Source organism: Amycolatopsis rifamycinica (genome assembly GCF_000695625.1).
In the GTDB taxonomy this organism is placed as follows: domain Bacteria; phylum Actinomycetota; class Actinomycetes; order Mycobacteriales; family Pseudonocardiaceae; genus Amycolatopsis; species Amycolatopsis rifamycinica.
Genome location: NZ_JMQI01000062.1, coordinates 1 through 24,024 on the forward strand (window position 1 = coordinate 1; position 24,024 = coordinate 24,024).

The 24,024-nt window shown below is 72.1% G+C and carries 19 protein-coding genes; 14 read left to right on the plus strand and 5 right to left on the minus strand.

Annotated elements, in window-relative coordinates:
• Positions 1–31 precede the first annotated feature (31 nt).
• Positions 32–1,228 carry a thiolase family protein gene (locus DV20_RS28115; protein ID WP_043785578.1) on the minus strand — a complete coding sequence of 399 codons (1,197 nt, stop codon included), beginning with the start codon at positions 1,226–1,228 and terminating at the stop codon, positions 32–34.
• Between the two features lie 131 nt (positions 1,229–1,359).
• Here DV20_RS28115 and DV20_RS28120 point away from each other — a divergent pair, with 131 nt between their 5' ends.
• From DV20_RS28120 to DV20_RS28140, 5 genes are all read left to right on the plus strand, one after another.
• On the plus strand, positions 1,360–1,800 hold the full coding sequence (locus DV20_RS28120) for a winged helix-turn-helix transcriptional regulator (RefSeq protein ID WP_043785582.1): 441 nt from the start codon (positions 1,360–1,362) through the stop codon (positions 1,798–1,800).
• A 201-nt stretch (positions 1,801–2,001) separates the two neighbouring features.
• Positions 2,002–5,589 (plus strand): discoidin domain-containing protein, encoded by a 3,588-nt coding sequence (locus tag DV20_RS28125; RefSeq protein ID WP_043785583.1) that lies wholly within the window; start codon positions 2,002–2,004, stop codon positions 5,587–5,589.
• A gap of 58 nt (positions 5,590–5,647) precedes the next feature.
• Positions 5,648–6,415, plus strand: coding sequence for an SDR family oxidoreductase (locus tag DV20_RS28130; protein WP_235190991.1), 768 nt, complete (start codon positions 5,648–5,650; stop codon positions 6,413–6,415).
• Positions 6,416–6,511: 96 nt separating this feature from the next.
• A complete protein-coding gene (locus DV20_RS28135) occupies positions 6,512–8,848 on the plus strand; it encodes a glycosyl hydrolase family 95 catalytic domain-containing protein (protein ID WP_043785586.1) in 2,337 nt (778 codons plus the stop codon).
• Positions 8,845–9,573 carry an HAD family hydrolase gene (locus DV20_RS28140; RefSeq protein ID WP_235190992.1) on the plus strand — a complete coding sequence of 243 codons (729 nt, stop codon included), beginning with the start codon at positions 8,845–8,847 and terminating at the stop codon, positions 9,571–9,573. Before DV20_RS28135 ends, DV20_RS28140 begins: the two co-directional genes overlap by 4 nt.
• 6 nt (positions 9,574–9,579) lie before the next feature.
• Here the strand turns inward: DV20_RS28140 and DV20_RS45945 are convergent, their stop codons facing one another.
• Complete coding sequence (locus tag DV20_RS45945; RefSeq protein WP_167344404.1) at positions 9,580–9,741, minus strand: hypothetical protein; 162 nt, start codon at positions 9,739–9,741, stop codon at positions 9,580–9,582.
• Positions 9,742–9,850: 109 nt separating this feature from the next.
• Between DV20_RS45945 and DV20_RS28145 the strand changes: the two genes are divergently transcribed.
• Both DV20_RS28145 and DV20_RS28150 read left to right on the plus strand, forming a co-directional pair.
• The gene (locus tag DV20_RS28145) at positions 9,851–10,171 is read left to right on the plus strand and encodes an aldolase/citrate lyase family protein (protein ID WP_051736155.1); all 321 of its coding nucleotides are present in this window, start codon (positions 9,851–9,853) and stop codon (positions 10,169–10,171) included.
• A gap of 3 nt (positions 10,172–10,174) precedes the next feature.
• Positions 10,175–10,624: a GNAT family N-acetyltransferase gene (locus tag DV20_RS28150; protein WP_043785591.1), complete on the plus strand. Its 450-nt coding sequence runs from the start codon at positions 10,175–10,177 to the stop codon at positions 10,622–10,624.
• On the opposite strand, the gene DV20_RS44325 is transcribed toward DV20_RS28150, so the two are convergent.
• Together DV20_RS44325 and DV20_RS28160 are read right to left on the minus strand one after the other, a co-directional pair.
• Complete coding sequence (locus tag DV20_RS44325) at positions 10,609–11,784, minus strand: CaiB/BaiF CoA transferase family protein (protein ID WP_084093716.1); 1,176 nt, start codon at positions 11,782–11,784, stop codon at positions 10,609–10,611. The genes DV20_RS28150 and DV20_RS44325 overlap by 16 nt on opposite strands.
• Positions 11,785–11,806: 22 nt before the next feature.
• On the minus strand, positions 11,807–12,856 hold the full coding sequence (locus DV20_RS28160; RefSeq protein ID WP_043785594.1) for a LacI family DNA-binding transcriptional regulator: 1,050 nt from the start codon (positions 12,854–12,856) through the stop codon (positions 11,807–11,809).
• Between the two features lie 124 nt (positions 12,857–12,980).
• Between DV20_RS28160 and DV20_RS28165 the strand changes: the two genes are divergently transcribed.
• The 7 genes from DV20_RS28165 to DV20_RS28195 all read left to right on the plus strand — a co-directional run bounded on the left by DV20_RS28165 (position 12,981) and on the right by DV20_RS28195 (position 22,709).
• Positions 12,981–15,038 (plus strand): hydantoinase/oxoprolinase family protein, encoded by a 2,058-nt coding sequence (locus DV20_RS28165; RefSeq protein ID WP_043785597.1) that lies wholly within the window; start codon positions 12,981–12,983, stop codon positions 15,036–15,038.
• Positions 15,039–15,052: 14 nt separating this feature from the next.
• Positions 15,053–16,687 (plus strand): hydantoinase B/oxoprolinase family protein, encoded by a 1,635-nt coding sequence (locus tag DV20_RS28170; protein ID WP_235190993.1) that lies wholly within the window; start codon positions 15,053–15,055, stop codon positions 16,685–16,687.
• Complete coding sequence (locus tag DV20_RS28175; RefSeq protein ID WP_043785602.1) at positions 16,684–17,733, plus strand: Gfo/Idh/MocA family protein; 1,050 nt, start codon at positions 16,684–16,686, stop codon at positions 17,731–17,733. Before DV20_RS28170 ends, DV20_RS28175 begins: the two co-directional genes overlap by 4 nt.
• Positions 17,730–18,836, plus strand: a complete 1,107-nt coding sequence (locus DV20_RS28180; RefSeq protein ID WP_043785606.1) for an NAD(P)/FAD-dependent oxidoreductase — start codon at positions 17,730–17,732, stop codon at positions 18,834–18,836. The genes DV20_RS28175 and DV20_RS28180 overlap by 4 nt, the downstream gene beginning before the upstream one ends.
• A gap of 15 nt (positions 18,837–18,851) precedes the next feature.
• On the plus strand, positions 18,852–20,195 hold the full coding sequence (locus tag DV20_RS28185) for an MFS transporter (RefSeq protein ID WP_235190994.1): 1,344 nt from the start codon (positions 18,852–18,854) through the stop codon (positions 20,193–20,195).
• Positions 20,195–21,787, plus strand: a complete 1,593-nt coding sequence (locus DV20_RS28190) for a gamma-glutamyltransferase (protein WP_043785610.1) — start codon at positions 20,195–20,197, stop codon at positions 21,785–21,787. The genes DV20_RS28185 and DV20_RS28190 overlap by 1 nt, the downstream gene beginning before the upstream one ends.
• A 73-nt stretch (positions 21,788–21,860) precedes the next feature.
• On the plus strand, positions 21,861–22,709 hold the full coding sequence (locus tag DV20_RS28195) for an SAM-dependent methyltransferase (RefSeq protein ID WP_043785613.1): 849 nt from the start codon (positions 21,861–21,863) through the stop codon (positions 22,707–22,709).
• A 185-nt stretch (positions 22,710–22,894) separates the two neighbouring features.
• On the opposite strand, the gene DV20_RS28200 is transcribed toward DV20_RS28195, so the two are convergent.
• The gene (locus DV20_RS28200) at positions 22,895–23,926 is read right to left on the minus strand and encodes an ALF repeat-containing protein (protein ID WP_235190995.1); all 1,032 of its coding nucleotides are present in this window, start codon (positions 23,924–23,926) and stop codon (positions 22,895–22,897) included.
• Positions 23,927–24,024 lie beyond the last annotated feature (98 nt).

The following is a 24,024-nucleotide window of genomic DNA, read 5'->3' on the forward strand; positions in this document are numbered from 1 at the left end:
GGTTCCCACCCGCCTCACCACGCACGACGGGTCAGTCCAGGCGCTCGATGATCGTCGCGTTGGCCAGGCCGCCTGCCTCGCACATCGTCTGGAGGCCGTAGCGGCCGCCGGTCTGCTCCAGGACCGACAGCAGCGTGGTGGCCAGGCGGGCGCCGCTGCCGCCCAGGGGGTGGCCGAGGGCGATGGCGCCGCCGTTGACGTTGACCTTGGCCGGGTCGGCGCCGATCTCCTGCTGCCAGGCCAGCACGACGCTGGCGAACGCCTCGTTGACCTCGAACGCGTCGATGTCCGCCACCGCCAGGCCGGCCCTGGCCAGGACCTTGCGGGTGGCCGGGATGATGCCCGTCAGCATGAACAGGGGGTCGTCGCCGGCCACGGCGAAGCTGTGGATGCGGGCGCGGGGCCTCAGGCCCAGGGCCGCGGCCGTCTCCGCGCTGGTGATCAGCAGGGCGGCCGCGCCGTCGTTGATCGGTGAGGAGTTGCCCGCGGTGACGTGCCAGCCGAGGCCCGGGAACCGCTGCTCCCAGACGTCGGCGCGGAACGCGGGCTTCAGCCCGGCGAGGATCTCCGGCGTGGTGCCCGGCCGGACCGTTTCGTCGGTGGTGACCTCGCGCAGGGTGCCGTCGGGTCCGGGTGCCTTGAGCGGTGCCACTTCGCCGGCGAACCCGCCGTCCGCCCACGTCTTCGCGGCGCGCTGGTGGCTTTCCGCGGAGAACTCGTCCAGCCGGGCCCGGCTGAACCCCCATTTCGCGGCGATGAGCTCCGCGCTGATGCCCTGCGGGACCAGCCCTTCGGGGTAGCGCGCGGCGACCTGCGGGCCGAAGGGGTCGCGCCCGGCCACCTGGCTGCCCATCGGCACCCGGCTCATCGACTCGACGCCGGAGGCGATCACGACGTCGTACGCGCCGGCGATGACGCCCTGCGCGGCGAAGTGGATCGCCTGCTGGCTGCTGCCGCACTGCCGGTCGACGGTCACCGCGGGCACCGATTCCGGCAGCCCGGCGGCGAGCGCGGCCCAGCGTGCGGTGTTCATGCTCTGCTCGCCGATCTGGCCGACCGCGCCGCTGATCACGTCGTCGATCCGGGCCGGGTCGAGGCCGGTGCGCTCGACGAGCGAACGCAGGGCGTGGGCGTGCAGGTCGACCGGATGCATGCCGGCGAGGGAGCCGTTCGGCTTGCCCTTGCCGATCGGGGTCCGTACCGCGTCGACGATCACCGCGTCCGTCATGACGTCTGCCTCCTCGCAGATCGGGGATGTCTTCGGTATACGCCTGGCGAGTTGGAATACACAACTCAGCTGTACGCCACGTCACAGGCAGCTGACGTGCTAGGTTGGATTTTCAATCCCGTGGAGGTGGCATGGTCCGGCGTGGTCGCGAATGCTCGGTCGCCGAGGCCCTCGAGGTCGTCGGCGAGCGGTGGAGCCTCCTCGCCCTGCGCGAGATCATGCTGGGGGAGCGGCGGTTCAACCAGATTGCCGAGAACACCGGGGCCAGCCGGGACATCCTGGCCGCGCGGCTGCGCAAGCTCGTCGACGCGGGTGTCCTGGAGAAGGTCCAGTACGAAGCCCACCCGCCGCGCCACGAGTACCACCCGACCGAAGCCGGCCGCGCGTTGCAGCCGATCCTGCTCGGCCTGATGGCCTGGGGTGACAAGTACGTCCACCAGGGCGAACCGCCCACCCTCTGGCGCCACGCCTGCGGCGAGGTCCTCGAGCCGGCCACCGTCTGCGCGCACTGCGGCGAGCCGGTGAACGCCTCCGGCCTCCGCGCGATCCGGCTGGGTGCCGTGCACGCCTGAGCGAAACCGTCCAGGCCTCCCCGCGTCCGGCGCGGGGAGGCCTTTTTGCTGCGCGGGCGTTGACTTGAGACGCCCGTCACTGTAACTCTTGAACGAATCGACGCAAGAACCGGACAGTCAATCGGCAGATCAAGGCACACGTCCGGAAGATTTCGGTTTCGCTCCGAGTCGTCTCCCTCCTCCCCGGATCCGAGGACCCGCATGAGAACGAAGCGAATGCTGTTACGCGCGGCCGCCTGCGCCGCCTTGTCCCTGCTCCTCGCCACGCCGGCCACACCGGCGGGCGCCGCCCCGGCCGCTGCCGCCGCGGCCGTCCAGCCCGCGGCCCAAGCCGCCTCCGCGACCTTCACCGCGAGCAGCCAGCTCGCCGGCTACCCCGCGGCGAACCTCGGCGACGGCAACCAGGCCACCTACTGGGAAAGCACGAACAACCAGTTCCCGCAGTGGGTCCAGGCCGATCTCGGCGCGCCGACGGACGTCGCGCAGCTCGTGCTCAAGCTGCCGGCCGCGGACTGGGGCGCCCGCACCGAGACCTTCAGCGTCCAGGGCAGCACCGACGGGACCACCTTCACCGACCTGAAGCCCTCGGCCGGGTACGTGTTCGACCCGGCCAAGGCCAACACGGTCACCGTGGACGTCACCGGCAAGCCCCGGTACGTCCGGCTGAACGTCACCGCGAACACCGGCTGGCCGGCCGCGCAGCTGTCGGAGTTCGAGGTGCACGGCCCGGCGGGTGGGGACACGCAGCCGCCGTCCGCCCCCGGCACCCTGGCCTACACCCAGCCGGACCGGGGCCAGATCCGGCTCACCTGGTCGGCGTCGACGGACAACACCGGTGTCACCGGCTACGACGTATACGCGAACAACCAGCTTCGCGGCAGTGTCGCCGGCAACGTGCTGACCTACACCGACACCCAGCCCGACGGCGTCACCGTCTCGTACTTCGTCCGCGCGAGGGACGCCGCGGGCAACCAGTCGGCGAACAGCACCACGGTGACCCGCACCGGGACCCAGGCCGGGACGAACCTCGCACCCGGCAAGCCGATCACGGCCTCCTCGACGGAGTGGACGTACGTGGCGGCCAACGCCAACGACGACTCCCCGGCCACGTACTGGGAGGGCGGCGGCGGGACCTACCCGAACCTGCTCACCGTGGCGCTCGGCGCGAACGCCGACCTGAACCAGGTGGTCGTCAAGCTCAACCCCGACCCCGCGTGGGGTCCCCGGACCCAGACGATCGCCGTCGAAGGCCGGGAGCAGAGCTCTTCCGCCTTCACCACCCTCGCCGCCGCGCAGAGCTACAGCTTCACCCCCGCGACCGGCAACACCGTGACGATCCCGCTCGGCGGCCGCGCCGCCGACGTCCGCCTGCGCGTCACCGCCAACTCCGGCGCGGGCGGCGGGCAGGTCGCGGAGTTCCAGGTCTTCGGCGTCCCCGCACCCAACCCCGACCTGACGATCTCGGGAGTGTCCTGGACGCCGCAGAACCCCGTGGAGACCGACGCGATCACCGCGTCGGCGACCGTCCGCAACGCCGGGACGGCGGCTTCCGGCGCGACCGGCGTCAACCTGTACCTGGGCACGACCAAGGTGGGCACCGCGAACGTCGGTGCGCTCGCCGCCGGCGCGTCGGCGACCGTGTCGGCGAACATCGGCACCCGGGACGCGGGCAGCTACCAGCTCACGGCCAAGGTCGACGAGGCGAACGCCGTCCTCGAGCAGAACGAGGCCAACAACGCCTACACGAGCTCGACGGCCCTGGTCGTCAGCCCGGTGCCGAGCTCCGACCTCGTCGCGGCGACCGCGTGGTCACCGGGCAACCCGTCGGCGGGCAGCACGGTCACCTTCACCACGACCCTGCGCAACCAGGGAACCGTGGCGAGCGCGGGCGGCGCCCACGGCGTCACGGTGACGATCACCGACCAGAACGGCGCCGTCGTCAAGACGCTTACCGGCAGCTACACCGGAACCATCGCCGCGGGCGCCACCGCCACGCCGGTGACCCTCGGCACGTGGACCGCGGTCAACGGCCGCTACACGGTCAAGACGGCCGTCGCGAACGACGCCAACGAGCTGCCCGTCAAGCAGGGCAACAACACTGGCACGCAGGCGCTGTTCGCCGGCCGGGGCGCGAACATGCCCTACGACACGTACGAAGCCGAGGACGGCGTCGTCGCGGGTGGCGCGGCTGTGGTCGGCCCGAACCGCACGATCGGCGACCTCGCGGGCGAGGCGTCGGGACGCCGGGCCGTCACGCTGAACTCCACCGGCTCCTCGGTCGAGTTCACCACCCGCGCGGCGACCAACACCCTGGTCACCCGGTTCTCCATCCCGGACGCCGCGGGCGGCGGAGGCATCAACGCGACGTTGAACGTCTACGTCGACGGCACCTTCCTCAAGGCGATCGACCTGACGTCCCGCTACGCGTGGCTCTACGGCGCCGAAACCGGCCCGGGCAACTCCCCGGGCGCCGGGCCGCGCCACATCTACGACGAAGCGAGCACGCTGCTCGGCACCACCGTGCCCGCGGGCAGCCGGATCAAGCTGCAGAAGGACGCGGCGAACACGACGAACTACGCGATCGACTTCGTCAGCTTCGAGCAGGCGACGGCGGTCGCGAACCCGGACCCGGCGCACTTCGCGGTGCCCGCCGGGTTCACCCAGCAGGACGTGCAGAACGCCCTCGACAAGGTCCGGCAGGACACCGCCCTCACCGGCGTCTACCTGCCGGCCGGGAACTACGCGCTGTCGAGCAAGCTCACCGTCTACGGCAAGGCGGTCACGGTCACCGGCGCGGGACCGTGGTTCACGAAGTTCTCCGCACCGGCCGGACAGGAGAACACCGACATCGGCATCGACGTCCAGGCGAGCGCGAACGGCTCGACGTTCGGCGGGTTCGCCGTGTTCGGCAACTACACCTCGCGGATCGACGGCCCCGGCAAGGTGTTCAACCTGACGAACGTCGCGAACCTGACGATCGACAACATCTGGGTGGAGCACCAGGTGGTCATGGTCTGGGGCACGAACGTGGACAACACCACGATCAGGAACTCCCGGATCCGCGACACCTTCGCCGACGGCGTCAACCTCACCAACGGCAGCACCGGCAACCACGTCACGAACATCGAGGCCCGGTCCACCGGTGACGACAGTTTCGCGCTGTTCGCCGCCACGGACCTCAACCCGGGCAACCAGTACGACAACGTGTTCGAGAACCTCACCGCGCTCACCCCGTGGCGCGCGGCCGGGCTGGCGGTCTACGGCGGGTACAACAACACCTTCCGCAACCTCTACATCGCGGACACGCTGACGTACTCGGCGATCACGATCAGCTCGCTCGACTTCGGCTACCCGTTCCTCGGGTTCGGGCCCCAGCCGACGACGGTCCAGAACGCCTCCCTGGTCCGGGACGGCGGCCACTTCTGGGGGCAGCAGACGTTCCCGGCGATCTGGCTGTTCTCCGCGTCCAAGGAGTTCCGCGGCATCCGGGTGTCCGATGTGGACATCCAGAGCCCGACCTACAGCGGCATCATGTTCCAGACCAAGTACAACGGCGGACCCGAGCACCCGATCGAGGACACCGTGCTGACGAACGTGTCGATCACCGGCGCCCACCGCAGCGGGGACGCCTTCGACGCCAAGTCCGGGATCGGGATCTGGGCCAACGAGCTGCCGGAGCCGGATCAGGGCCCGGCCGTCGGTTCGGCGACCTTCACCGGCCTCACCCTGGCCGACAACGCCGAGGACATCCGCAACCGCACCACCACGTTCACCATCAACCGCGGCTGAGCCAGACCGCGCGGGCCCGCCGGGAAGCCGTTCCCCGGCGGGCCCGCGCCGTGCCAGGATGACGCCGGAGGTGGTCGACGTGCGGATCCTGGTCACCGGCGGGACCGGGCAGCTGGGCAGCGCCGTGGTGGCCCGGCTGCGGGCGGCGGGCGAGGAGGTCCGCGTGCTGAGCCGCCGGGCCGCGCCGGAGGTCGTCCGCGGCGACCTGCGGACCGGGCGCGGGGTCGACACCGCCGTCGCCGGCGTGGACGTGGTGGTGCACTGCGCCACCGACTACTTCGGGCGGGAAGCGCAGCTGGCGCGCACGCTGGTCGAGGCGGCGCGGTGGGCCGGCGGCCCGCACCTGGTGTACGTCTCCATCGTCGGCGTCGACCGCGTCCCGCTCGGCTACTACCGGGCCAAGCACGAGACCGAACAGCTCGTCGCCGCCTCCGGCCTGCCGTACACGATCCAGCGCGCCACCCAGTTCCACGGCCTGGTCCGCACCCTCCTTTCCGGCGCCTCCCGGCTGCCGGTGGTGCCGGTGCCGCGGATTTCGTTCCAGCCGGTCGACGTCCGGGACGTCGCCCGCCGCCTCGCCGCCCTCGCGCTGGACGACCCGGCCGGCCGGGCGGCCGACTTCGGCGGCCCGGAGATCCTCGCCGCGGCCGAGCTGGCCCAGGCGGTCGGCGAGGCGAGCGGGCGGCGGCGGCGGCGGATCGTCCCGCTCAAGGTGCCGGGGGAGACGTTCCGCGCGTACGCCGACGGCGGGCACCTGGCCCCCGGGCACCGCGAAGGCGAGATCACCTTTCGCGAGTACCTGGCCGGGCGAGCCGATCACCGGTAACCGGGCCATCCCGAAGATTCTTGACCACCGGACCGGATAGGTCATATGTTTGGCGGGCTTCGCGGCCGTTTTCCGCCCTCGCCGAACGGATGACCCATGCCGGAACTGCCTCTCCCGCCGTCGCGGCGGTCCGTCCTCAAACTCGGTGGCGCGGTCGGTGCCGGCGTTGCGCTGGGTGGCCTACGTCCCTTTAGTGCCAACGCTGAAGTCGTACGCCCGGCCGATGAGGACCTCGTCCCCGAATCCCCGGCCACCACACTGTGGTACCCGTCGCCGTCGAGCGAGGCCAAGATCATCGAACAGGGCCTGCCGATCGGCAATGGTCGGATCGGTGCCCTCGTCGGCGGCGACCCGGCCGCCGACTTCCTCTACCTCGCCGACGCGTCGCTGTGGACCGGCGGCGCCAACGACGTCCTCCAGGACGACGGCCAGTTCCCCTACGACACCGAGAAGTTCGGCACACTCGGCCTGCTCGCGAAGCTGCGGATCGCCGTTCCGGCGCACACCGGCGTCACGGACTACCGGCGGACGCTCGACCTCGCCAACGGCCTGGTCGTGATCACCTACCGGCACCAGGGTGCGCGGTACCGCCGCGAGTACTTCGCGAGCCACCCCGACGACGTCGTGGTGGTCCGGCTCAGCGGCGGGCCCGTCACCGGGTCGGTGACGCTGGAAGCCACCCGCGGTGAACCGGCGGCCGGGCCGGGCGCGTTCACCGGCACGTTCGCCAACGGCCTCCAGTACGCCTGCGCGGTGACCACGTCCGGAGGGCTCGCCTTCAGCGGGAGCAGTGAGGTCGTGGTCGTGCTCGGCGGCGGCACGAACTACGTGCCCGACGCGGCGCGGAAGTTCCTCGACGCGACCCTCGATCCTTTGGCGCTGGCGAAGCGGAAGGCGGCGGCCGCGCTCGCCGCGGGCGGGCGTGCCCTGCGAGCCACCCACGTCGCCGACTACCGGCGGCTGTACGACCGGATGAGCGTGGACCTCGGCCGGTCGCCGTCGGCGAAGCGGGCCCTGGACACGTGGTCGCGGCTGGTCGCCCGGCACGACGAGCCGGACGTGCCCGACCCGGAGCTGGAGGCGAGCTACCTGCAGTTCGGGCGGTACCTGACGATCACCGGCTCGCGCGACGGCCTGCCGATGGGCCTGCAGGGCCTGTGGCAGAACACCAACACGCCGGACTGGATGAGCGACTACCACACCGACATCAACGTCCAGATGAACTACTGGCTGGCCGACCGCGCGGCGCTGCCGGAGAGCTTCACTGCCCTGGCCGATTACTGCCTCGCGCAGCTTCCGGTCTGGACGGACAGCACGAAACGCCTGTTCAACGACCCGAGGAACCGCTTCCGCAACACGAGCGGGAAGGTCGCCGGCTGGGCGGTCGCGTTCTCGACCAACATCTACGGCGGCTCCGGCTGGTGGTGGCACCCCGGCGGCAACGCCTGGCTGTGCAACTCGCTCTGGGACCACTACGCGTTCACCCAGGACAAGGCCTACCTCGCGCGGATCTACCCGCTGCTCAAGGGGGCGGCCCAGTTCTGGGAGGCACGGCTGGTGCCGATGACGGTGGACGGCCGCGAGGTGCTCGTCGACGACCACGACTGGTCGCCCGAGCACGGCCCGCAGGACGCGCGCGGGATCACCTACGCGCAGGAGATCGTCTGGGACCTGTTCGAGCACTACCGCGAAGCCGTCGCCGTGCTGGGCCGCGACCGCGCGTACGGTGACCGGATCGGCGGGCTGCAGAAGAAGCTGTACCTGCCGCGGGTGAGCCCGTCGACCGGGTGGCTCGAGGAATGGATGTCGCCGGACGACCTCGGCGAGACCACGCACCGGCACCTGTCCCCGCTGATCGGCTTCTTCCCCGGCGATCGCATCACGGCCGACACGGCCCCGCGCGAGCTGCTCGACGGCGTGCGGGCGCTGCTCGTCGCGCGCGGGATGGACAGCTACGGCTGGGCGACCGCGTGGCGCTCGGCGTGCTGGGCCCGGCTGAAGGACGCCGACCGGGCCTACCGGCTGCTGCTCACCGTGCTGCGGCCGTCGGTGGCCAACGGCAACGGGACCGCGCCCAACTTCTTCGACATGTACAGCCAGGGCGGCTACACGATCTTCCAGATCGACGCGAACCTCGGCGCGCCGACGGCGATGCTCGAAATGCTGGTCCAGGCCCGGCCCGGGGTGCTGGAGCTGCTGCCCGCGCTGCCTCCGGCGTGGGCGGCGTCGGGCCGGGTGACCGGGATCGGCGCGCGCGGCGGGTTCGAGGTCGACCTCGCCTGGCGGGACGGAAAGGTGACGCGGGCGGTGATCCGCAGCGTCGGCGGGACGCGGACCGAGGTGCGGGCCGGGTCCTGGCGGCACACCGTCGTCCTGCGGCCCGGGACGTCGGTCACCGTCCGGCCGAGTCGGGAGGCCGGCGGTCGCGGGTGATCGTCGAGTCCGCGAAGATGGGCGCGGGGCCGACCGACACGGGGGGACAGGACACGATGATCCGCTGGGCGACGTTCGACTGCTTCGGCACGCTGGTGGACTGGCGCCACGGCATCGCCACCGGGCTCGAGCTGCTGTTCCCGGGCCGCGGCGCGCAGCTGCTGGAGGTCTACCACGGGATCGAGCCGCAGGTGCAGGCCGAGGTGCCGGTGCGGCGCTACCGCGAGGTGCTCGCCGAGTCCGTGCGCCGCACCGCGGCCGAAGCCGGGCTGGAGCTGGTGGCGGACGACGCGTCCGTGCTCGGCACCGGGCTGCCGTACTGGCCGGTGTTCCCGGACACCCGGCCCGCGCTGGCCGCGCTGCGGGAAGCGGGCTGGCGGCTCGCCCTGCTGACCAACTGCGACCGCGACCTCATCGGGGAGACCCAGCGGCGGCTCGCGGTGCCGATCGACGCGGTCGTGACCGCGGAGGACGTCGGCGAGTACAAGCCCGGGCACGGGCACTTCCGGCGGTTCGCCGCGTCCTTCGACGCGACCGCCGGGAACTGGGTGCACGTGGCGCAGAGCCACTTCCACGACATGGTGCCCGCCCAGGCGCTGGGCATCCCGCGCGTGTGGGTCAACCGGCACGCAGGCCCGCAGGACCCGGCGGTGGCGGACGCGGTCCTGCCGGACCTGAACGGCCTGGCCGAGACGGTCGAGCGGGTGCACGCCGCGGCCCGCTGACCGCCCTCACGGGTGGCGCACCCCGGCCCGGCGGGGCGGGAACAACGCGGTCCACAGCGTCTTCCACGGCGCCGAAGGCGGCCGCTCCCGCAGCGCCGGGACCGGGCGGGGCCCGGCCCGGTAGTCCATCTCCACCCGCACCCAGTCGTGGATCCAGTCACCTCGCACGGCGGCTCCTTTCGTCGTGGAGCCGACGATCGTCCTGAGGGCCCGGCGACCGCATCGGGTGATCACGCAGTCCGGCGACGGCGGACCCCTTACCCGCTATCGTGGCCGAGTGGCCACGACGACGTTCCTGTTCGTGCCCGGCGACCGGCCCGAGCGCTTCGCCAAGGCGGCGGCCGGCGTGGTGGTTCTCGATCTCGAGGACGCGGTCGCCGCCGAGGCCGAGGACTCCGCGCGCGCCGGGCTGGTGGCCGCGCGGGCCGTGCCGGTCATGGTGCCGAAGGCCGAGACCGCCGGCGTGCTGTCCGGGTTCCGCGAGGTGGTCGCCTTCGTCGAGACCGCGCGCGGGATGGAAGCCGCCGGCGAGCCGGGTGGGGTGCCGTCGGTGCGGCGGGGGTCCGCGCCAGGGCCCGGCACATCCTGGGGGGAGTGAACCGTGGAGCACCGGATCGAGCTGCGGCGGCTCCGGCCGGGCGACGCCGAATTCTGCTTCCGGCTGCACCGGCGCGCGCTCGGCGAGTACGTCGCCGCGATCTGGGGCTGGGACGAGCCGGCGCAACGCGCCTACCACGAGAAGAACTTCGACACGGCGCACACGCGGGTGATCACCGTCGACGGTCACGACGCCGGCGCGCTGACCGTCCTCGACGGCGGCACGGAGATCGTCCTCGGCCTGATCGAACTCGACCCGGAGTACCAGGGCCGCGGCATCGGCGGCCACGTCGTCCGGACCCTCGTCGCCGACGCGGCGTCACACGGCCGGGACGTCGTGCTCGAAGTCCTCGACGTCAACACGCGGGCGAAGGCGTTCTACGAGCGGCTGGGCTTCGTCGAGACCGGCCGTCCGGGCGAGCACAAGATCGCTCTGCGCTACAGCGCGCCCTGATGCCGCAAGGCTTCGGCGTCGAGACCGAATTCCGTCAGTACCGCGTCGGTGTGCTCGCCGAGTTCCGGCACGGGGTCCATGCGCGGCGGGCGGCCCGGGACCGTGATCGGCGGCAGCGTGGCGCGGATCGGCCCGGCGGGTGTGGCGACGTCCGCGAACCGGTTCCGGGCGGTGAGCTGCGGGTGGGCGAGGACGTCCGGCAGGTCGCGGCGGCGGGCGTGCGCGATGCGGCCCGCCGTCAGCCGGGCCTCCAGCTCGGGGCCGGTGAGCGTGGCGAAGATCGCGTCGATCTCGCCTTCCAGCGCCGCGCGGTTCACCACGCGGGCGCTGCCCGTGGCGAACCGGGGGTCGGTGACCCAGTCCGGCCGGGCGACCGCGTGTTCGCAGAACGCCGCCCACTCGCCGTCGTTCTGCACCGCCAGGACCACCTCGGTCCCGTCGCCCGCGGCGAAGGTGCCGTAGGGCGCGATCGCGGCGTGGCTGGTGCCCGTCCGCGGCGGCGGTGTCCCGCCGTAACCGGCGTAGTAGAGCGGGAAACCCATCCACTCGACGAGCGAGTCGAACAGGCTGACCTCCAGTTCGGTGCCCTCCCCGGTGCGCTCGCGATCGTAGAGCGCGGACAGGATGCCGGAGAACGCGTACATCCCGGCTCCGATGTCCGCGGCCGGGATCCCGCTCTTGGCCGGCTCCGCCGCCGACCCGGTCACCGATACCAGCCCGGCTTCGGACTGGATGAGCAGGTCGTAGGCCTTGGCGTCGCGGTAGGGCCCGGTCGAGCCGTAGCCCGACACCGAGCAGGTGATCAGCCGCGGCCGGGTGGCGCGCACGGCGGCCGCGCCCAGCCCGAGCCGCTCCGCGACGCCGGGCGCGAAGTTCTGCACGAACACGTCGGCGCGGTCCAGCAGCGCGGCCATCACGCCGGCCGCGGCGTCGCTCTTGAGGTCGAGCGTGACGCTCTCCTTCGACCGGTTCAGCCAGACGAAGTGACTGGACAGGCCGTGCACGGTTTCGTCGTAGGCGCGGGCGAAATCGCCGCTGCCCGGCCGCTCGATCTTGAGCACCCGGGCCCCGAGGTCGGCGAGGTGCCGGGTGGCCAGCGGCGCGGCGACCGCCTGTTCGCACGACACGACGGTGACGCCGTCCAGCGGCAAGGAGCGCATGGCCGCATCCTGCCACCCGGAGTCAGCCGGGCAGGGTGGAGCCGCGGGCGACGAGCTTGGCGTGCAGTTCGACGTGGTGGGGACGGCGGGGCCGGCCGCCGTCCGCGATGCGGTCGAGCAGCTGGCGGCCGGCGCGGGTGCCGAGCTCGTAGGTCGGCTGCTCGACGACCGTCAGCTCCGGCCGGACGAGGGTGGTCCACGGCTCGTCGTCGAAGCCGATGAGCGACAGTTCGCCGGGCATCCGCAGGCCGCGGTCCTGGACCGCCCGGTAGGCACCCGTGGCGAGCACGTTGTCGGTGCACAGCAGCGCCGTCGGGGGGGCCGCGTGGGCCAGCAGCCGCATCGTGGCGTCGTAGGCCGATCCACGGTCGTAGCGGGCCACCCCGACCAGGTCCTCGTCCGGCTCGATGCCGGCTGCGCGGAGTGCCTCGAAGTAGCCGCGCAGCCGGACGGCGCTGGGGAACAGGCCCCGCTTGCGGGAGCCCGAGACCAGCGAGACCGCCTCCGTGATCACGCCGATCCGCCGGTGGCCCAGCTCCAGCAGGTGCGCGACGGCTTCGGTGGCGGCGTGCTCGTTGTCGATCGTCACGGTGTCGGCCTCCGGGACGCCGCGCACCAGCCGGTCGATCAGCACGACCGGCACCCCCGCGCCGATCGCCTGCTTCAGGTGCGCGCCTTCGCCGGGCTGCGCGGCGGCGACGATCACCCCGTCCACCCGCTTCTCCGACATCACCGTGATCGCGCGCCGCTCGGCGTCGAGGTCGCCGCCGGTGTTGGCCAGCAGCACCTCGAACCCGGCCGGGTGGGTGACGTCGGTGATGCCGCTCAGCGCGGTGGCGAAGAAGGGGTTGGCGACGTCGGTGACCACCACGCCGATCGTCTGCGTGCTGCCGGTGATCATGCTGCGCGCCAGCCCGTTCGTGCGGTAGCCGAGCTCCGCCGCGGCGGCCAGGACGCGCTCGCGGGTGCGCGCGCTGACCTGCCCGTACCCGCCGAGCGCGCGCCCGGCGGTCGCCGTGGCCACCCCGGCCGCGCGGGCCACGTCGATCAGTGAGGGTCCGTTCCCCGTCACGTACGGCCTCCCAGCTCCACAGCCCTTTTCCGGCGATGTCCTTGACTCAGGGTACTCCGCCCTGAGAACCTTCTCACCGATCGGCAACTGAGAAGGTTCTCATTCGACTGGCGAGGTCCGGCACATGACACTTCGGATCGGCGTCGACACCGGTGGCACGTTCACCGATGTCTGCGCCCTCGACGAGCAGACCGGCAGGCTTCACGTCCGCAAGGTCTCCAGCACGCCCGACGACCCGGGCCGGGCGATCGTGACCGGGGTGTCACGCCTGCTCGACGAACTCGGCGGCCGGGGGCTCGGCGAGGTCTCCTACTTCGCGCACGGCACCACGGTCGGCACCAACGCGCTGCTGACCCACCGCGGCGCGCGGACCGGGCTGCTGACCACCGCGGGGTTCCGCGACCTGCTGGAGCTCGGCCGCGGGCGGCGGCCGTCGCTCTACGACCTGCAGGCCGACAAGCCCGCCCCGCTGGTGCCCCGCGACCTGCGGCTCGACGTCGACGAGCGCGTCCGGCACGACGGCCGGATCGAGAAGCCGATCGACCCCGTCCAGGTCCGCGCGCTCGCCCGGCAGCTGCGGGACCAGCGGGTCGAGGCGGTCGCGGTCTGCCTGCTCTACAGCTTCGTGCACCCCGAACACGAGCAGCTCGTCGCCGGGATCCTGGCCGAGGAGCTGCCAGGCGTGCACGTGTCGGTGTCCTCGGCGGTGCTGCCGGAGTTCCGGGAGTACGAACGGCTGTCCACCGTGGTGATCAACGCCTACCTCGGGCCGGTGGTCTCCCGGTACCTCGCGCGCCTGCGCGGCACGCTGGCCGAGCGCGGGCTGACCGCGACCCCGCACGTCACCCAGTCCAACGGCGGCATCATCCCCTTCGAGGCGGCCGAGCGGATGCCCTCGCGCATGGTCCTGTCCGGTCCCAGCACCGGGGTGGTCGGCGCGGCGGAGATCGCCCGCGCCGCGGGCTACCCGGACATCATCACCTTCGACGTCGGCGGCACCTCCTCGGACGTCTCGCTGGTGCGCGACGGCGTCCCGAAGGTCGCCAACGGCACCGAAATCGACGGCCGGCCGGTGCGGGCGCCGATGCTCGACATCCACACCGTCGGCGCCGGCGGCGGGTCGATCGCCTGGATCGACGCCGGCGGCGCGCTGAAGGTCGGCCCGGGCAGCGCCGGCGCGGACCCCGGTCCGGCCTGCTACGGCCGCGGCACCGAGCCGACGGTCACCGACGCGAACGTCGTGCTGCGCGTGCTGAACCCGGAGTACCTGCTGGACGGGCAGATGAAGATCGACGCCGGGGCCGCCGCCCGCGCGGTGTCCACCGTGGCCGATCCGCTCGGCATGGACGTGCTCGACGCGGCCCAGGGCATCATCCGGGTGATCACCGCCAACATGGCGCGCGCGATCCGCGTCATCTCGGTGCAGCGCGGCTACGACCCGCGCGAATACGTGCTGGTGCCGTTCGGTGGCGCCGGGCCGCTGCACGCGGTGCGGCTGGCCAAGGAACTCGGGATGCGCACGGTGCTGGTCCCGGAAACCCCGGGCGCGCAGTGCGCCGCGGGGCTGCTGATGACCGACATCCGGGCGGACTTCGTGCGGACCCGTATGACGAGCCTGGCCGGGGACGAGCGCGAGCGCGACGTCGCGGACGTGTTCGCGGAACTGGCGGAGCAGGCCGAGGCGTGGCTGGCCGAGGAGAACGTCCCGCCGGAGCGCCGCCGCCTCGAGCGATGGGCGGAGATGCGGTACGCGGGCCAGAACTACGAGCTGCCCGTCCAGGTGCCCGACGGCCGGGTGAGCGCGGCAACCGTCGCACAGCTGGCCAAGCTGTTCGCCGCCGAGCACGAGCGCATGTACGGCTACTCCGCGGACGAAGAGGCGGTGCAGATCGTCACCTTCCGGCTCCGCGCGATCGGCGAGGTCGCGCGGGCGGAGCTGCACCGGGCGCCGCTCGGCGCCGCCGACCCCGCCGCGGCCGTGCGCACCACCCGAGAGGTTTACCTCCCGGAAAGCGGCGGGTTCACGCCGTGCCCGGTCTACGACCGCACCCGGCTGGAGCCGGGGCACCGCGTCGAAGGCCCCGCGGTGATCGAGCAGATGGACACGACCACCCTGCTGCTGCCCGGCGACGTCGCCACCGTCGACGGCCTGCGCAACCTCGTGGTGGCGGTGGGCCGATGAACGAGGAGACGCAGATGACGCAGGACCCCGTGCTGGTCGAGGTGCTCGGCTCCGCCTTGTCCTCCATCGTGGAGGAGATGGGCGAGACGCTGGTGCGCGCGGCCTACTCGACGAACATCAAGGAACGCCGCGACTGCACGGCGTCGGTCTTCGACGCCGCGGGCCGGATGCTCGCGCAGGACGAAGGCGGCTCGCCGCTGCACCTGGGCTCGCTGATGGGCATCGTCGACGAGATCACCCGGCGGTACCCGGCCGGGTCGATCGACGAGGGCGACACCTTCATCGGCAACGACCCGTTCACGGGCGGCGGTTCGCACCTGCCGGACATCGTGCTGGTCTCACCCGTGTTCCTCGACGGCGAGATCACCGCGTGGGTCGCCAACCTGGCCCACCACGCCGACTTCGGCGACCGCGGCCACGCGCACATCTTCCAGGAGGGGCTGCGCATCCCGCCGGTGCGGCTGATCCGCCGCGGCGAGCTGCAGCAGGACCTGTTCGAGCTGATCCTGCTCAACTGCCAGGTCCCGCACGAGCGGCGGGCCGACCTGCGGGCGCAGATCGCGGCGAACCGCCTCGCGGTCACCCGGTACACCGAGCTGGCCGGGCGGTACGGCCGCCGGACGCTGGTGGCCGCGGGGGAGGCGCTGCTGGACTACACCGAGCGGCGGACCCGCGCGGCGATCGCGAAGGTGCCCGACGGGGTGTACGAGTTCACCGACCGCTTCGACTGCCCGGAACTCGACGAAGAACTCGGCCTCGGCGTGACGGTGACCGTCCGCGGCGACGAGATCGCTTTCGACTTCGCCGCCCCACCGCAGGTGCGGGCCAGCGTGAACGTCGTCTGGACGGCGCTGTACGCCGCCGTCTACTACTCGCTCAAGACGCTGGTGGACCCGGACATCATGGCCAACGCGGGCCTGCACCGGCCGGTGACGATCACCGCGCCCGAAGCGTCGGTGCTCAACTGCGCCGAACCCGCCGCCGTGAACGGGCGCAGTGAAACCTGCCAGCGGGTGGTCGACCTCATCCACGGCGCCCTGGCCGAGGCGGTGCCGGCCGCCGTGACCGCGGCGAGCAACGGCGCCAACACCGGCGTGCACTTCTCCGGCGTCGACGCCCGCACCGGGCGGTACTTCGTCTACCTGGAGACCATCGGCGGCGGCTGCGGCGCCCGGCTCGGCAAGGACGGCATGGACGGCGTCCAGGTGCACATGACCAACACGAGCAACCTGCCGGTGGAGGCGCTGGAGACCGAATACCCGCTGGTCGTCGAGGAGTACGCGCTCATCGACGGCTCCGGCGGCGACGGCCGCACCCGCGGCGGGATGGGCATCCGGCGCACAGTCCGCGTCGAGGACTCCGACGTGCACTTCTGGCTCGACACCTCCCGGCAGCGCAGCCGGCCGTGGGGCCTGTTCGGCGGCGAGCCGGGGGCCTCGGCCGGGGTCGAGCTTTCCGAAGGAGCGCAACCCATCTCGCACGGCTACACCCGGCTGCAACCGGGCGATCGGGTGTCCGTCCTGACGGCGGGCGCGGGTGGCTACGGACCACCGTCCGAACGCGACCCGGAGCAGGTGCGCCGCGACGTCGCCGAAGGCCGGATCCCGGCCGAGCGCGTCCGCGAGAGCTACGGGGTGGAGCCGTCATGACCATCCGCACGGCGGTCCTCGGCTACGGCGTGTCGGGCCGGGTGTTCCACGCGCCGTTCCTCGACCACGACGACGGCTACTCGCTGGACTTCATCGTCACCGGCGACGCGCAGCGCGCGGCCCAGGCCGCCGCCGAACACCCGGGAGCCACCGTCCTGCCCGGCGCGGCTGACCTGTTCGCCCGCGCGTCCGACGTGGACCTCGTGGTCGTCGGGACACCGCCGTGGACCCACGACGAGCTGGCCACGACGGCGCTCGAGCGTGGCTTGCACGTCGTGGTGGACAAGCCGTTCGCGCCGACCGCCGCGCAGGCTGCCCTGCTGGTGGCCAGGGCGGAACGGGCCGGGCGGCAGCTGACGGTGTTCCAGAACCGGCGCTGGGACGGCGACTTCCGGACTCTGCGCGGGCTGGTGGACCGCGGCGCGCTGGGCGAGGTGCACACGTTCGAGTCGCGGTTCGAATGGTGGCAGCCCGGTGGGTTCCGCGGCTGGAAGGCGCGAGCCACCGTTGCCGAGGGCGGCGGCATCCTCTACGACCTGGGCAGTCACCTCGTCGACCAGGCCGTGGTGTTGTTCGGGCCGGTGGAGCGGGTCTGGGCCGACGTCGTGACGCGCGGGGACGCCGCGGCCGACGACGAGGCCCTGGTGGTGCTGACCCACGCGAACGGCACCCGGTCGAGGCTGTTCATGTCCGGGCTCGCCGCGCGGCCGGCGCCGCGGTTCCACGTCCTGGGCTCGGCGGCCGGGTACACGAAGTGGGGCCTGGATCCGCAGGAAGCGGCGCTGGTGGCGGGCGCCAAGCCGGGCGACGCGGGCTTCGGCCACGAGCCGCCGGAGAACCCGGGCACGCTCGGCGTGCCGGGGGACGCCCGGCCGGTCGAGCCGGAACCCGGGGACTACGGGCGGTTCTACCGGCTCCTCGACGCGGCGCTCGCGGGCACCGGGCCGCTCCCGGTGGACCCCGTCGACGCCGTGACCGTGCTCGAGCTCCTCGAGCGCGCCCACCAATCAGCCGACGAAGGACGAAAGGCGGAGTCGATCCGATGACCACAGCCAAGCAGGTTGTCGTGGTGGGCGGGGGAGTGATCGGCGTTTCGGCCGCCACCCACCTCCGCCGCGACGGCGCCGACGTGGTGCTGGTGACCGAGGGGGAGCTGGCGGACGGCGCGTCCGGACGGTCACTGGCCTGGCTCAACTCGGCCGGATCCCGGTCGGCCGCCTACCACGCGCTGCGCCTCGCGGGCATCGACCGGTACCGCACGCTGTTCGCCGCCGACCCGTCCCGGGACTGGCTGCGCTTCGACGGCGGGCTCCACTGGGCCACCGAGTCCACCGTGGAGGCTCGGCACCGGGCGGAAGTGGCGCACGGCTACGAGTCCCACCTGTTGACCCCGGACGAGGTCGCGGTCCGAGAGCCGGGGATCGCCGCGGCGGCGGTCACCGGACCCGCGGTGCACAACCCCGGCGAAGGCTGGGTCTCGCTGCCGCACCTGATCGAGCACCTCGCCGCCGAGTTCACCGGGCGGGGTGGCCGGATCGTCACCGGCGCCGGGCGCGCCCACGTCGTCGTCGAGAACGGCGCGGCCACGGGTGTCACCACGAAAAACGGGGAGCGGTTCGCCGCCGACGCCGTGGTCCTCGCCTGCGGGGCGGCCACCTCCGCGGTCGTCGCGGAGCTCGGCGTGTCCATCCCGGACGCCTCGCCGCTCGCCATGCTGGTGCTGACCGAACCGGCCGGGCAGCGGGTGAATAGCGTGCTCAACACGCCCCGCGTCGCCCTGCGCCCGAACCCCGGCGGCACGCTGGCCCTGGACCACTCCTGGTACGAGGACCGGATCACCGAGACCGCCGACGGCGAGTGCTCGATCGACGAGTCGGTGGTCAAGGAGCTGGTCGCCGAGGCCGCCGCGCTGCTGTCCGAAGACGTCGCGCTGACCGCAGCGTCCTGGAAGCTCGGCCGCAAGCCGATCCCGGGCGACGGCGAACCGGTCTTCGGCGAGCTCACCGAGGTCCCCGGCTGCTTCGTCGGCTTCACCCACTCCGGCGCCACGCTCGGGCTGATCGCCGGCGAACTCCTGTCGTACGAAATCCGCACCGGTGCCCGGCACCCGATGCTCGAGCCCTTCCGCCCGGACCGTTTCCGGCCCTGACCCAGGAGCAACTTCGTGACCAGTAACGATGTGGACCGGACGACGGAGTCCGGGCACCCCGCGATGGACCTGCGCTCGCGACGGCGCGTGCTGCTGTCGGCGATGCTCGGCAACGTCGTCGAGTACTACGACTTCGGCCTCTACGGCACTCTCGCCGTGATCATCTCCCGGCAGTTCTTCCCCGCCGGGGACGGCACGGCCGCGCTGCTGTCGACCTACGCCGGGGTCGTGCTGTCCTACGCGCTGCGGCCGGTGGCGGCGATGGTCCTCGGGCCGCTCGCCGACCTGAAGGGGCGCCGGTTCGTCCTGCTGCTCACCATCGCGGTGATGAGCGTGGGCACCGCGGGCATCGGCCTGCTGCCCACCTACGCCGCGATCGGCATCGCGGCCCCGATCGTGCTGCTGTTCTGCCGGGTGCTGCAGGGGATCGGCGCGAGCGTGGAGTACACCACGGCGGCGAACTTCATCTTCGAGCACGAGCGCGGCAACCGCCGCAACTACCTGGCCGGCCTCAGCGTCGCGTCCACTTCGGTCGGACCGCTGCTGGCGACCCTGGTGTCCTACCTGGTCATCACGGCGATGCCGACGGCGGCGTTCAACAGCTGGGGCTGGCGCATCCCGTTCCTGCTGGCCATCCCGATGGCGCTGGTCGGCATCTACATCCGCCGTCACGTCGAGGAAACCCCGCAGTTCCGGCAGATGGCCGAGCTCGCCGAGCGCAGCAAGGTCAAGCAGACGCCGTTCCGCACGGCGGTGCGCGACCACTGGGGTGCGATGCTGCGCGCGATCGGCCTGGGCGCGGGCCAGCGGGTCGGGTCGTTCGTGATCCAGGCGTACTTCGTCACCGCGATGGTGAAGGCCGGGTTCGCCGAGTCCAACGCCCTGCTGGCCTCGATCCTGACCTACGCCGTCGGTCCGATCCCGGCCATCTGGGGCGGGAAGCTCGCCGACCGCTACGGCGCCCGCATCCCGGTCATCGCCGGCTACGGGCTGTTCGTGCTGCTGACCGTCCCGACGTTCCTGGCCATCGGCTCCGGGTCGCTGCCGCTGGCCGTGGTCGCCGTCGTGGCGTTCACGTTCATCAACAACTTCGTCGGCGCCCCGCTCACGACTGCCTACGTGATGAGCTTCCCGGCGGAGGTGCGGGCGAGCGCGTCGGCGCTGAACTACAACGTCGGCACGACGGCGCTGGGCTCGACGGCCGGGCTGATCGCGGTGTGGCTGTTCGGCCTGACCGGCACCAACGCGACCTTCGGCTGGTACATGACCGGCGTCTGCGTGGTCTCGATCCTCGTGGCGCTCTTCGCGATGCCCGCCGCGGTCGACGAGCAGCGCCGGCAGTCGATCGCGGAGGCCTGATGGACGCCGGCACGGTCGCCGCGCTCGCGCGGCAGGCGCGCTACGGGCGCAAGGCACCCGTCGAGGCCGACGGCGGCATGGTCGTCACGTCCCACCCGATCGCCGTCCGCGCGGGAACCGAAGTCCTGCGCGAGGGTGGGACGGCGGCCGACGCCGCGCTGGCCGCCGCGGCGACGCAGGTGGTCGTCGAGCCGCACATGACGGCCCTGACCGGCGGCCTGGCGATGCTGTACTGGGACGCGCGGACGGGCTCCGCGAGCTACCTGAACGGCAACGTGGCCGCGCCGCTGGCCCCGCTGCCCGGCTTCACCGGCGCGGACCTCACCACCGGCCGGGGCGTGCCGGTGCCCGGCTGGTGGCCCGCGTTCCGCGCCGCCCACGAGCGGTTCGGCGCGCTGCCGCGGGAACGGCTGCTGCGCTCGGCGATCCAGGTCGCCCGCGAGGGGTTCCCGGTCAACCCGTACCTGTTCGGGGAGATGTACGCGCACCGCGCCGAGCTGGGCGGCCACGAGCAGTCGCGGGCGATGTACCTGCCCGGCGGCAGCCTGGTCCCGCCCGGCGGCACGCTCCGCCAGGACCGGCTCGCCCGCACCCTGGAACGGCTGCGCGACGAGGACCTGGGCTACTACCTCGGCGACTTCGCCCGGGCGTTCACCGCGGAGTGCCGGCGCGGCGGGGGAGTCGTCACGCCCGAGGACTTCGCGGCGTACGAGGCGAAGTGGTGCGCGCCGGTGCGCGGCACCTACCGCGACACCGAGGTCATCGCCTCCGCGCCGCCGGACGACGGCGGCTGCCAGCTCGTCGAGGCGCTGAACCTGCTCGAACACACCGACCTGCGGGCGTGGGGCCCGGCCTGGGAATCGGCCGAGACGCTGGACCTGCTGACGGCCGTGCACAACGAGGTCTACTACGCCCCGCCACGCACGGCGTCAGCCGACTTGGAAATGCTGCTGTCGAAGGAGTACGCGGCGCGCCGGATGCGGCGTCTCGGGTGGGTCCCGCCGGCCTCGGCGGTGCCGTCCCCGGGCACGATCCACGTCACGGTGGTCGACGCGGACCGCAACATCGCCTCGGTCACCCATTCGCACATGGCGTCCCCGTGGGTGAACGGGCTGTTCGCCGAGGGGGGCCAGCTCTCCGGCGGCGGGTCGTTCTTCCAGCGCGGCATGCCGGGGCCCGGCGAGCGCGCGACCGTGTACCTCGCTCCGAACCTGGTGCTGCGGAACGGGACCCCGGTGCTCGCCTCGGGTTCTCCGTCGGTGTCGCTGGTGGCGTGCGTGCTGCAGAACCTGGTGAACATCGTCGACTTCGGGCTCCCGATCGAGGACTCGGTCGCGGCGCCCCGGTTCGGCGTCCGCCCCCACGAACCGGCCGCGGGGTGGCTGCCCGGGGTGACGCTGGAGTCCGGGTTCGCCGAGCCGGTCGAGCGGGAGTTCCGCGCCCGGTGCGCCGCCCGCGGGCGGTGGCTGAAGGACCTCGGCCCGTGGCATTCGCTGACCGGCAACTTCGAAGCCGTGACCCTCCACCCGGAGACGGGGTTGCTCCGCTCCTGCGCCGACCCGCGGCGCAACGGAGCCGCCGAGGGGCTGTGACGCGAGGCTCGGCGGGCCGTCCGGGGCGATCACCGGCCGCGATACGATGGTCCGGCGAGGTGGGGGAGGCGGCATGGCGGAGGAGCCCTTACCGGGAGTGGACCTGGAGCACCCGAGCGTGGCCCGGGTCTACGACTGGTATCTCGGCGGCACGGCCAACTGGGCGATCGATCGCGAGTTCGGCAAGAAGGTCCTGGCGACGTTCCCGGCGGGGATGTACTGCGCCCGGGCCAACCGGGCGTTCCTGTACCGCGCGGTGCGGCACCTGGTGGCCCGGGGCGTGCGGCAGTTCGTCGACATCGGCTCCGGTGTTCCCACGATGGGCAACGTGCACCAGGTCGCCGACGAGGTCGCGCCGGACTCGCGGGTCGTCTACATCGACTACGAACCCGTCGCGGTCGCGCACTCCCGGATCCTGCTGGAGCAGCACGGCGACCCCGCCCGCCACGCGGTGATCCACGGTGATCTGCGTGAGCCCGGCGAAGTCTGGGACGCGGTCGCCCGGACCGGCGTGGTCGACCTCGACCAGCCGCTGGCCCTGCTGGTCACCGCGGTGCTGCACGTTCAGCAGACCGGTCCCGACGGCCGGGACGTGGGCCCGGAAGCCATCGCGCGGTACCGGGACCTGCTGCCGGGAGGCTCGTACCTGGTGCTGTCGCAGATCACCCACGAGGGACTGCCCGAGGAGATCGCCGCCCAGCTGCACGCGATCATCCGGATGTACGACAACGACGTGAGCAAACACGTGCTGCGGTCGAAGGCGGAGTTCACTGCGCTGTTCGGCGACTTCGCCCTGCTGGAGCCCGGCGTCACGTGGACGGCGTCCTGGCACCCCGAGGACAGCGGCCCCGACACGCCCGTGATCGACTTCGCGGACCCCAGCGAGTCGGTGATGCTGGCCGGGGTCGGGCGTAAACCCTGACCCGACCTCCCTCAGCCAGGCGATGATCGTCCGCCAACTGTATAACGCCCTATTCAGTGACGCTGTACGAGGATCCGAGGGACTCGACCCCCAAGAGATACGTGTAAGAGAGGCCCGATTGCCCTTTCCGCAATCGGGCCTCTCCTACACGAGCTTCAGCGGGTGATTGTCGAGCCGGGGGTGCCTCAGGAGTTGTCTGCGGCGGCGGCGGTGAAGATGCCGGTTTCCAGGAAGGTTCGCCACTGGGCGGGCGATTCGCTCTGCAGGGCACGATAAGCGGCGGCCTGGACCTCGGTGCCCGGCTTCGCCCGGGTCCAGATCTCGCGGATCAAGGGACCTTCCTGGAGATACCTGGCGTACCCGGCGTCGATACCGACGACGGCGGCGGCACGAACCTTGATGTCGTCCACCTTGTCCTTGGCCGCGGCGTCGAAGATGCCGGTGTCGATGAACGCTCGCCACTGCTCCGGCGTCCGGCTGAGGTATGCCTGGTAATACACCTCGGAATCCCGCGGTGCCAGTTCGTGGAACCAGATGGCCTCCACGAAGTCCTTGTCCGTCAGCTGCGCGGCCAGTGCCGGGTCCATGCCGACGACGGCCGCGGCCTTCACCCTTGCGTCACGAAGCTTCTTCTCGGCGGCTTCCTTCTTGGCCGCCTCCTCGGCCGCGTCCAGGTCTCGCTGATGCTGGACGAAGATGCCGTGAAGGATGAATTCCTTTTGCTCCGCCGGCGTTCCGCTGTAAACGGCACCCGCGGCGGACTTCACGAACGAACCGCCGGCCGCCCGCTCCCACAGGGCGAAGACGAAGTTCTTGTCGTCTTTGGCCAACATGATCGAGGTCAGCTCGAAACCGAGCAGCGTGGCCGCGGGCCGGCGTTCCGTTCGCCTCGTCTGGTACACCGCCTCGCGGTCCAGATCCCGCTGATGGGCGTCGTAGATTCCGGTCTCGAGGAAATACGACGTCCTTCCGGAGAGGTAGGCGTCACTCGCCTCGAGCTGTACTTCCCGCGCGATTTCGCCCTGCCGCGTCGCGGCCTGGAAGATCTCGTAGACGAAGTTGCTTTCGCTGATCCGCAGTAGTTCCGGAGTGACGGTGAGCCCGACCACGCCGGCGGCGTTGATGCGCAACTCGTCCGACGTCGGCATCACCGCGGCCGGGGCCCCGGCCGAAGCCGCGCTCGCCGGCGGGGCCAGTACTCCCGTCATCACGGTCATTGCGGCGAGAACGGCGACAGAGGACGTCACCAGGCCGCGAATTCGTGCGTTTCCCACAGTTGTCATATGTTCGGTTGTCACTTTAGTTCTGCTCGCCG

Coding starts and splice junctions, on each gene's coding strand:
- DV20_RS28115 (WP_043785578.1), bottom strand. CDS start 1,228: ATGACGGACGCGGTGATCGTCGACGCGGTACGGACCCCGATCGGCAAG.
- DV20_RS28120 (WP_043785582.1), top strand. CDS start 1,360: ATGGTCCGGCGTGGTCGCGAATGCTCGGTCGCCGAGGCCCTCGAGGTC.
- DV20_RS28125 (WP_043785583.1), top strand. CDS start 2,002: ATGAGAACGAAGCGAATGCTGTTACGCGCGGCCGCCTGCGCCGCCTTG.
- DV20_RS28130 (WP_235190991.1), top strand. CDS start 5,648: ATGACGCCGGAGGTGGTCGACGTGCGGATCCTGGTCACCGGCGGGACC.
- DV20_RS28135 (WP_043785586.1), top strand. CDS start 6,512: ATGCCGGAACTGCCTCTCCCGCCGTCGCGGCGGTCCGTCCTCAAACTC.
- DV20_RS44325 (WP_084093716.1), bottom strand. CDS start 11,784: ATGCGCTCCTTGCCGCTGGACGGCGTCACCGTCGTGTCGTGCGAACAG.
- DV20_RS28165 (WP_043785597.1), top strand. CDS start 12,981: ATGACACTTCGGATCGGCGTCGACACCGGTGGCACGTTCACCGATGTC.
- DV20_RS28170 (WP_235190993.1), top strand. CDS start 15,053: ATGACGCAGGACCCCGTGCTGGTCGAGGTGCTCGGCTCCGCCTTGTCC.
- DV20_RS28175 (WP_043785602.1), top strand. CDS start 16,684: ATGACCATCCGCACGGCGGTCCTCGGCTACGGCGTGTCGGGCCGGGTG.
- DV20_RS28180 (WP_043785606.1), top strand. CDS start 17,730: ATGACCACAGCCAAGCAGGTTGTCGTGGTGGGCGGGGGAGTGATCGGC.
- DV20_RS28190 (WP_043785610.1), top strand. CDS start 20,195: ATGGACGCCGGCACGGTCGCCGCGCTCGCGCGGCAGGCGCGCTACGGG.
- DV20_RS28195 (WP_043785613.1), top strand. CDS start 21,861: ATGGCGGAGGAGCCCTTACCGGGAGTGGACCTGGAGCACCCGAGCGTG.
- DV20_RS28200 (WP_235190995.1), bottom strand. CDS start 23,926: ATGACCGTGATGACGGGAGTACTGGCCCCGCCGGCGAGCGCGGCTTCG.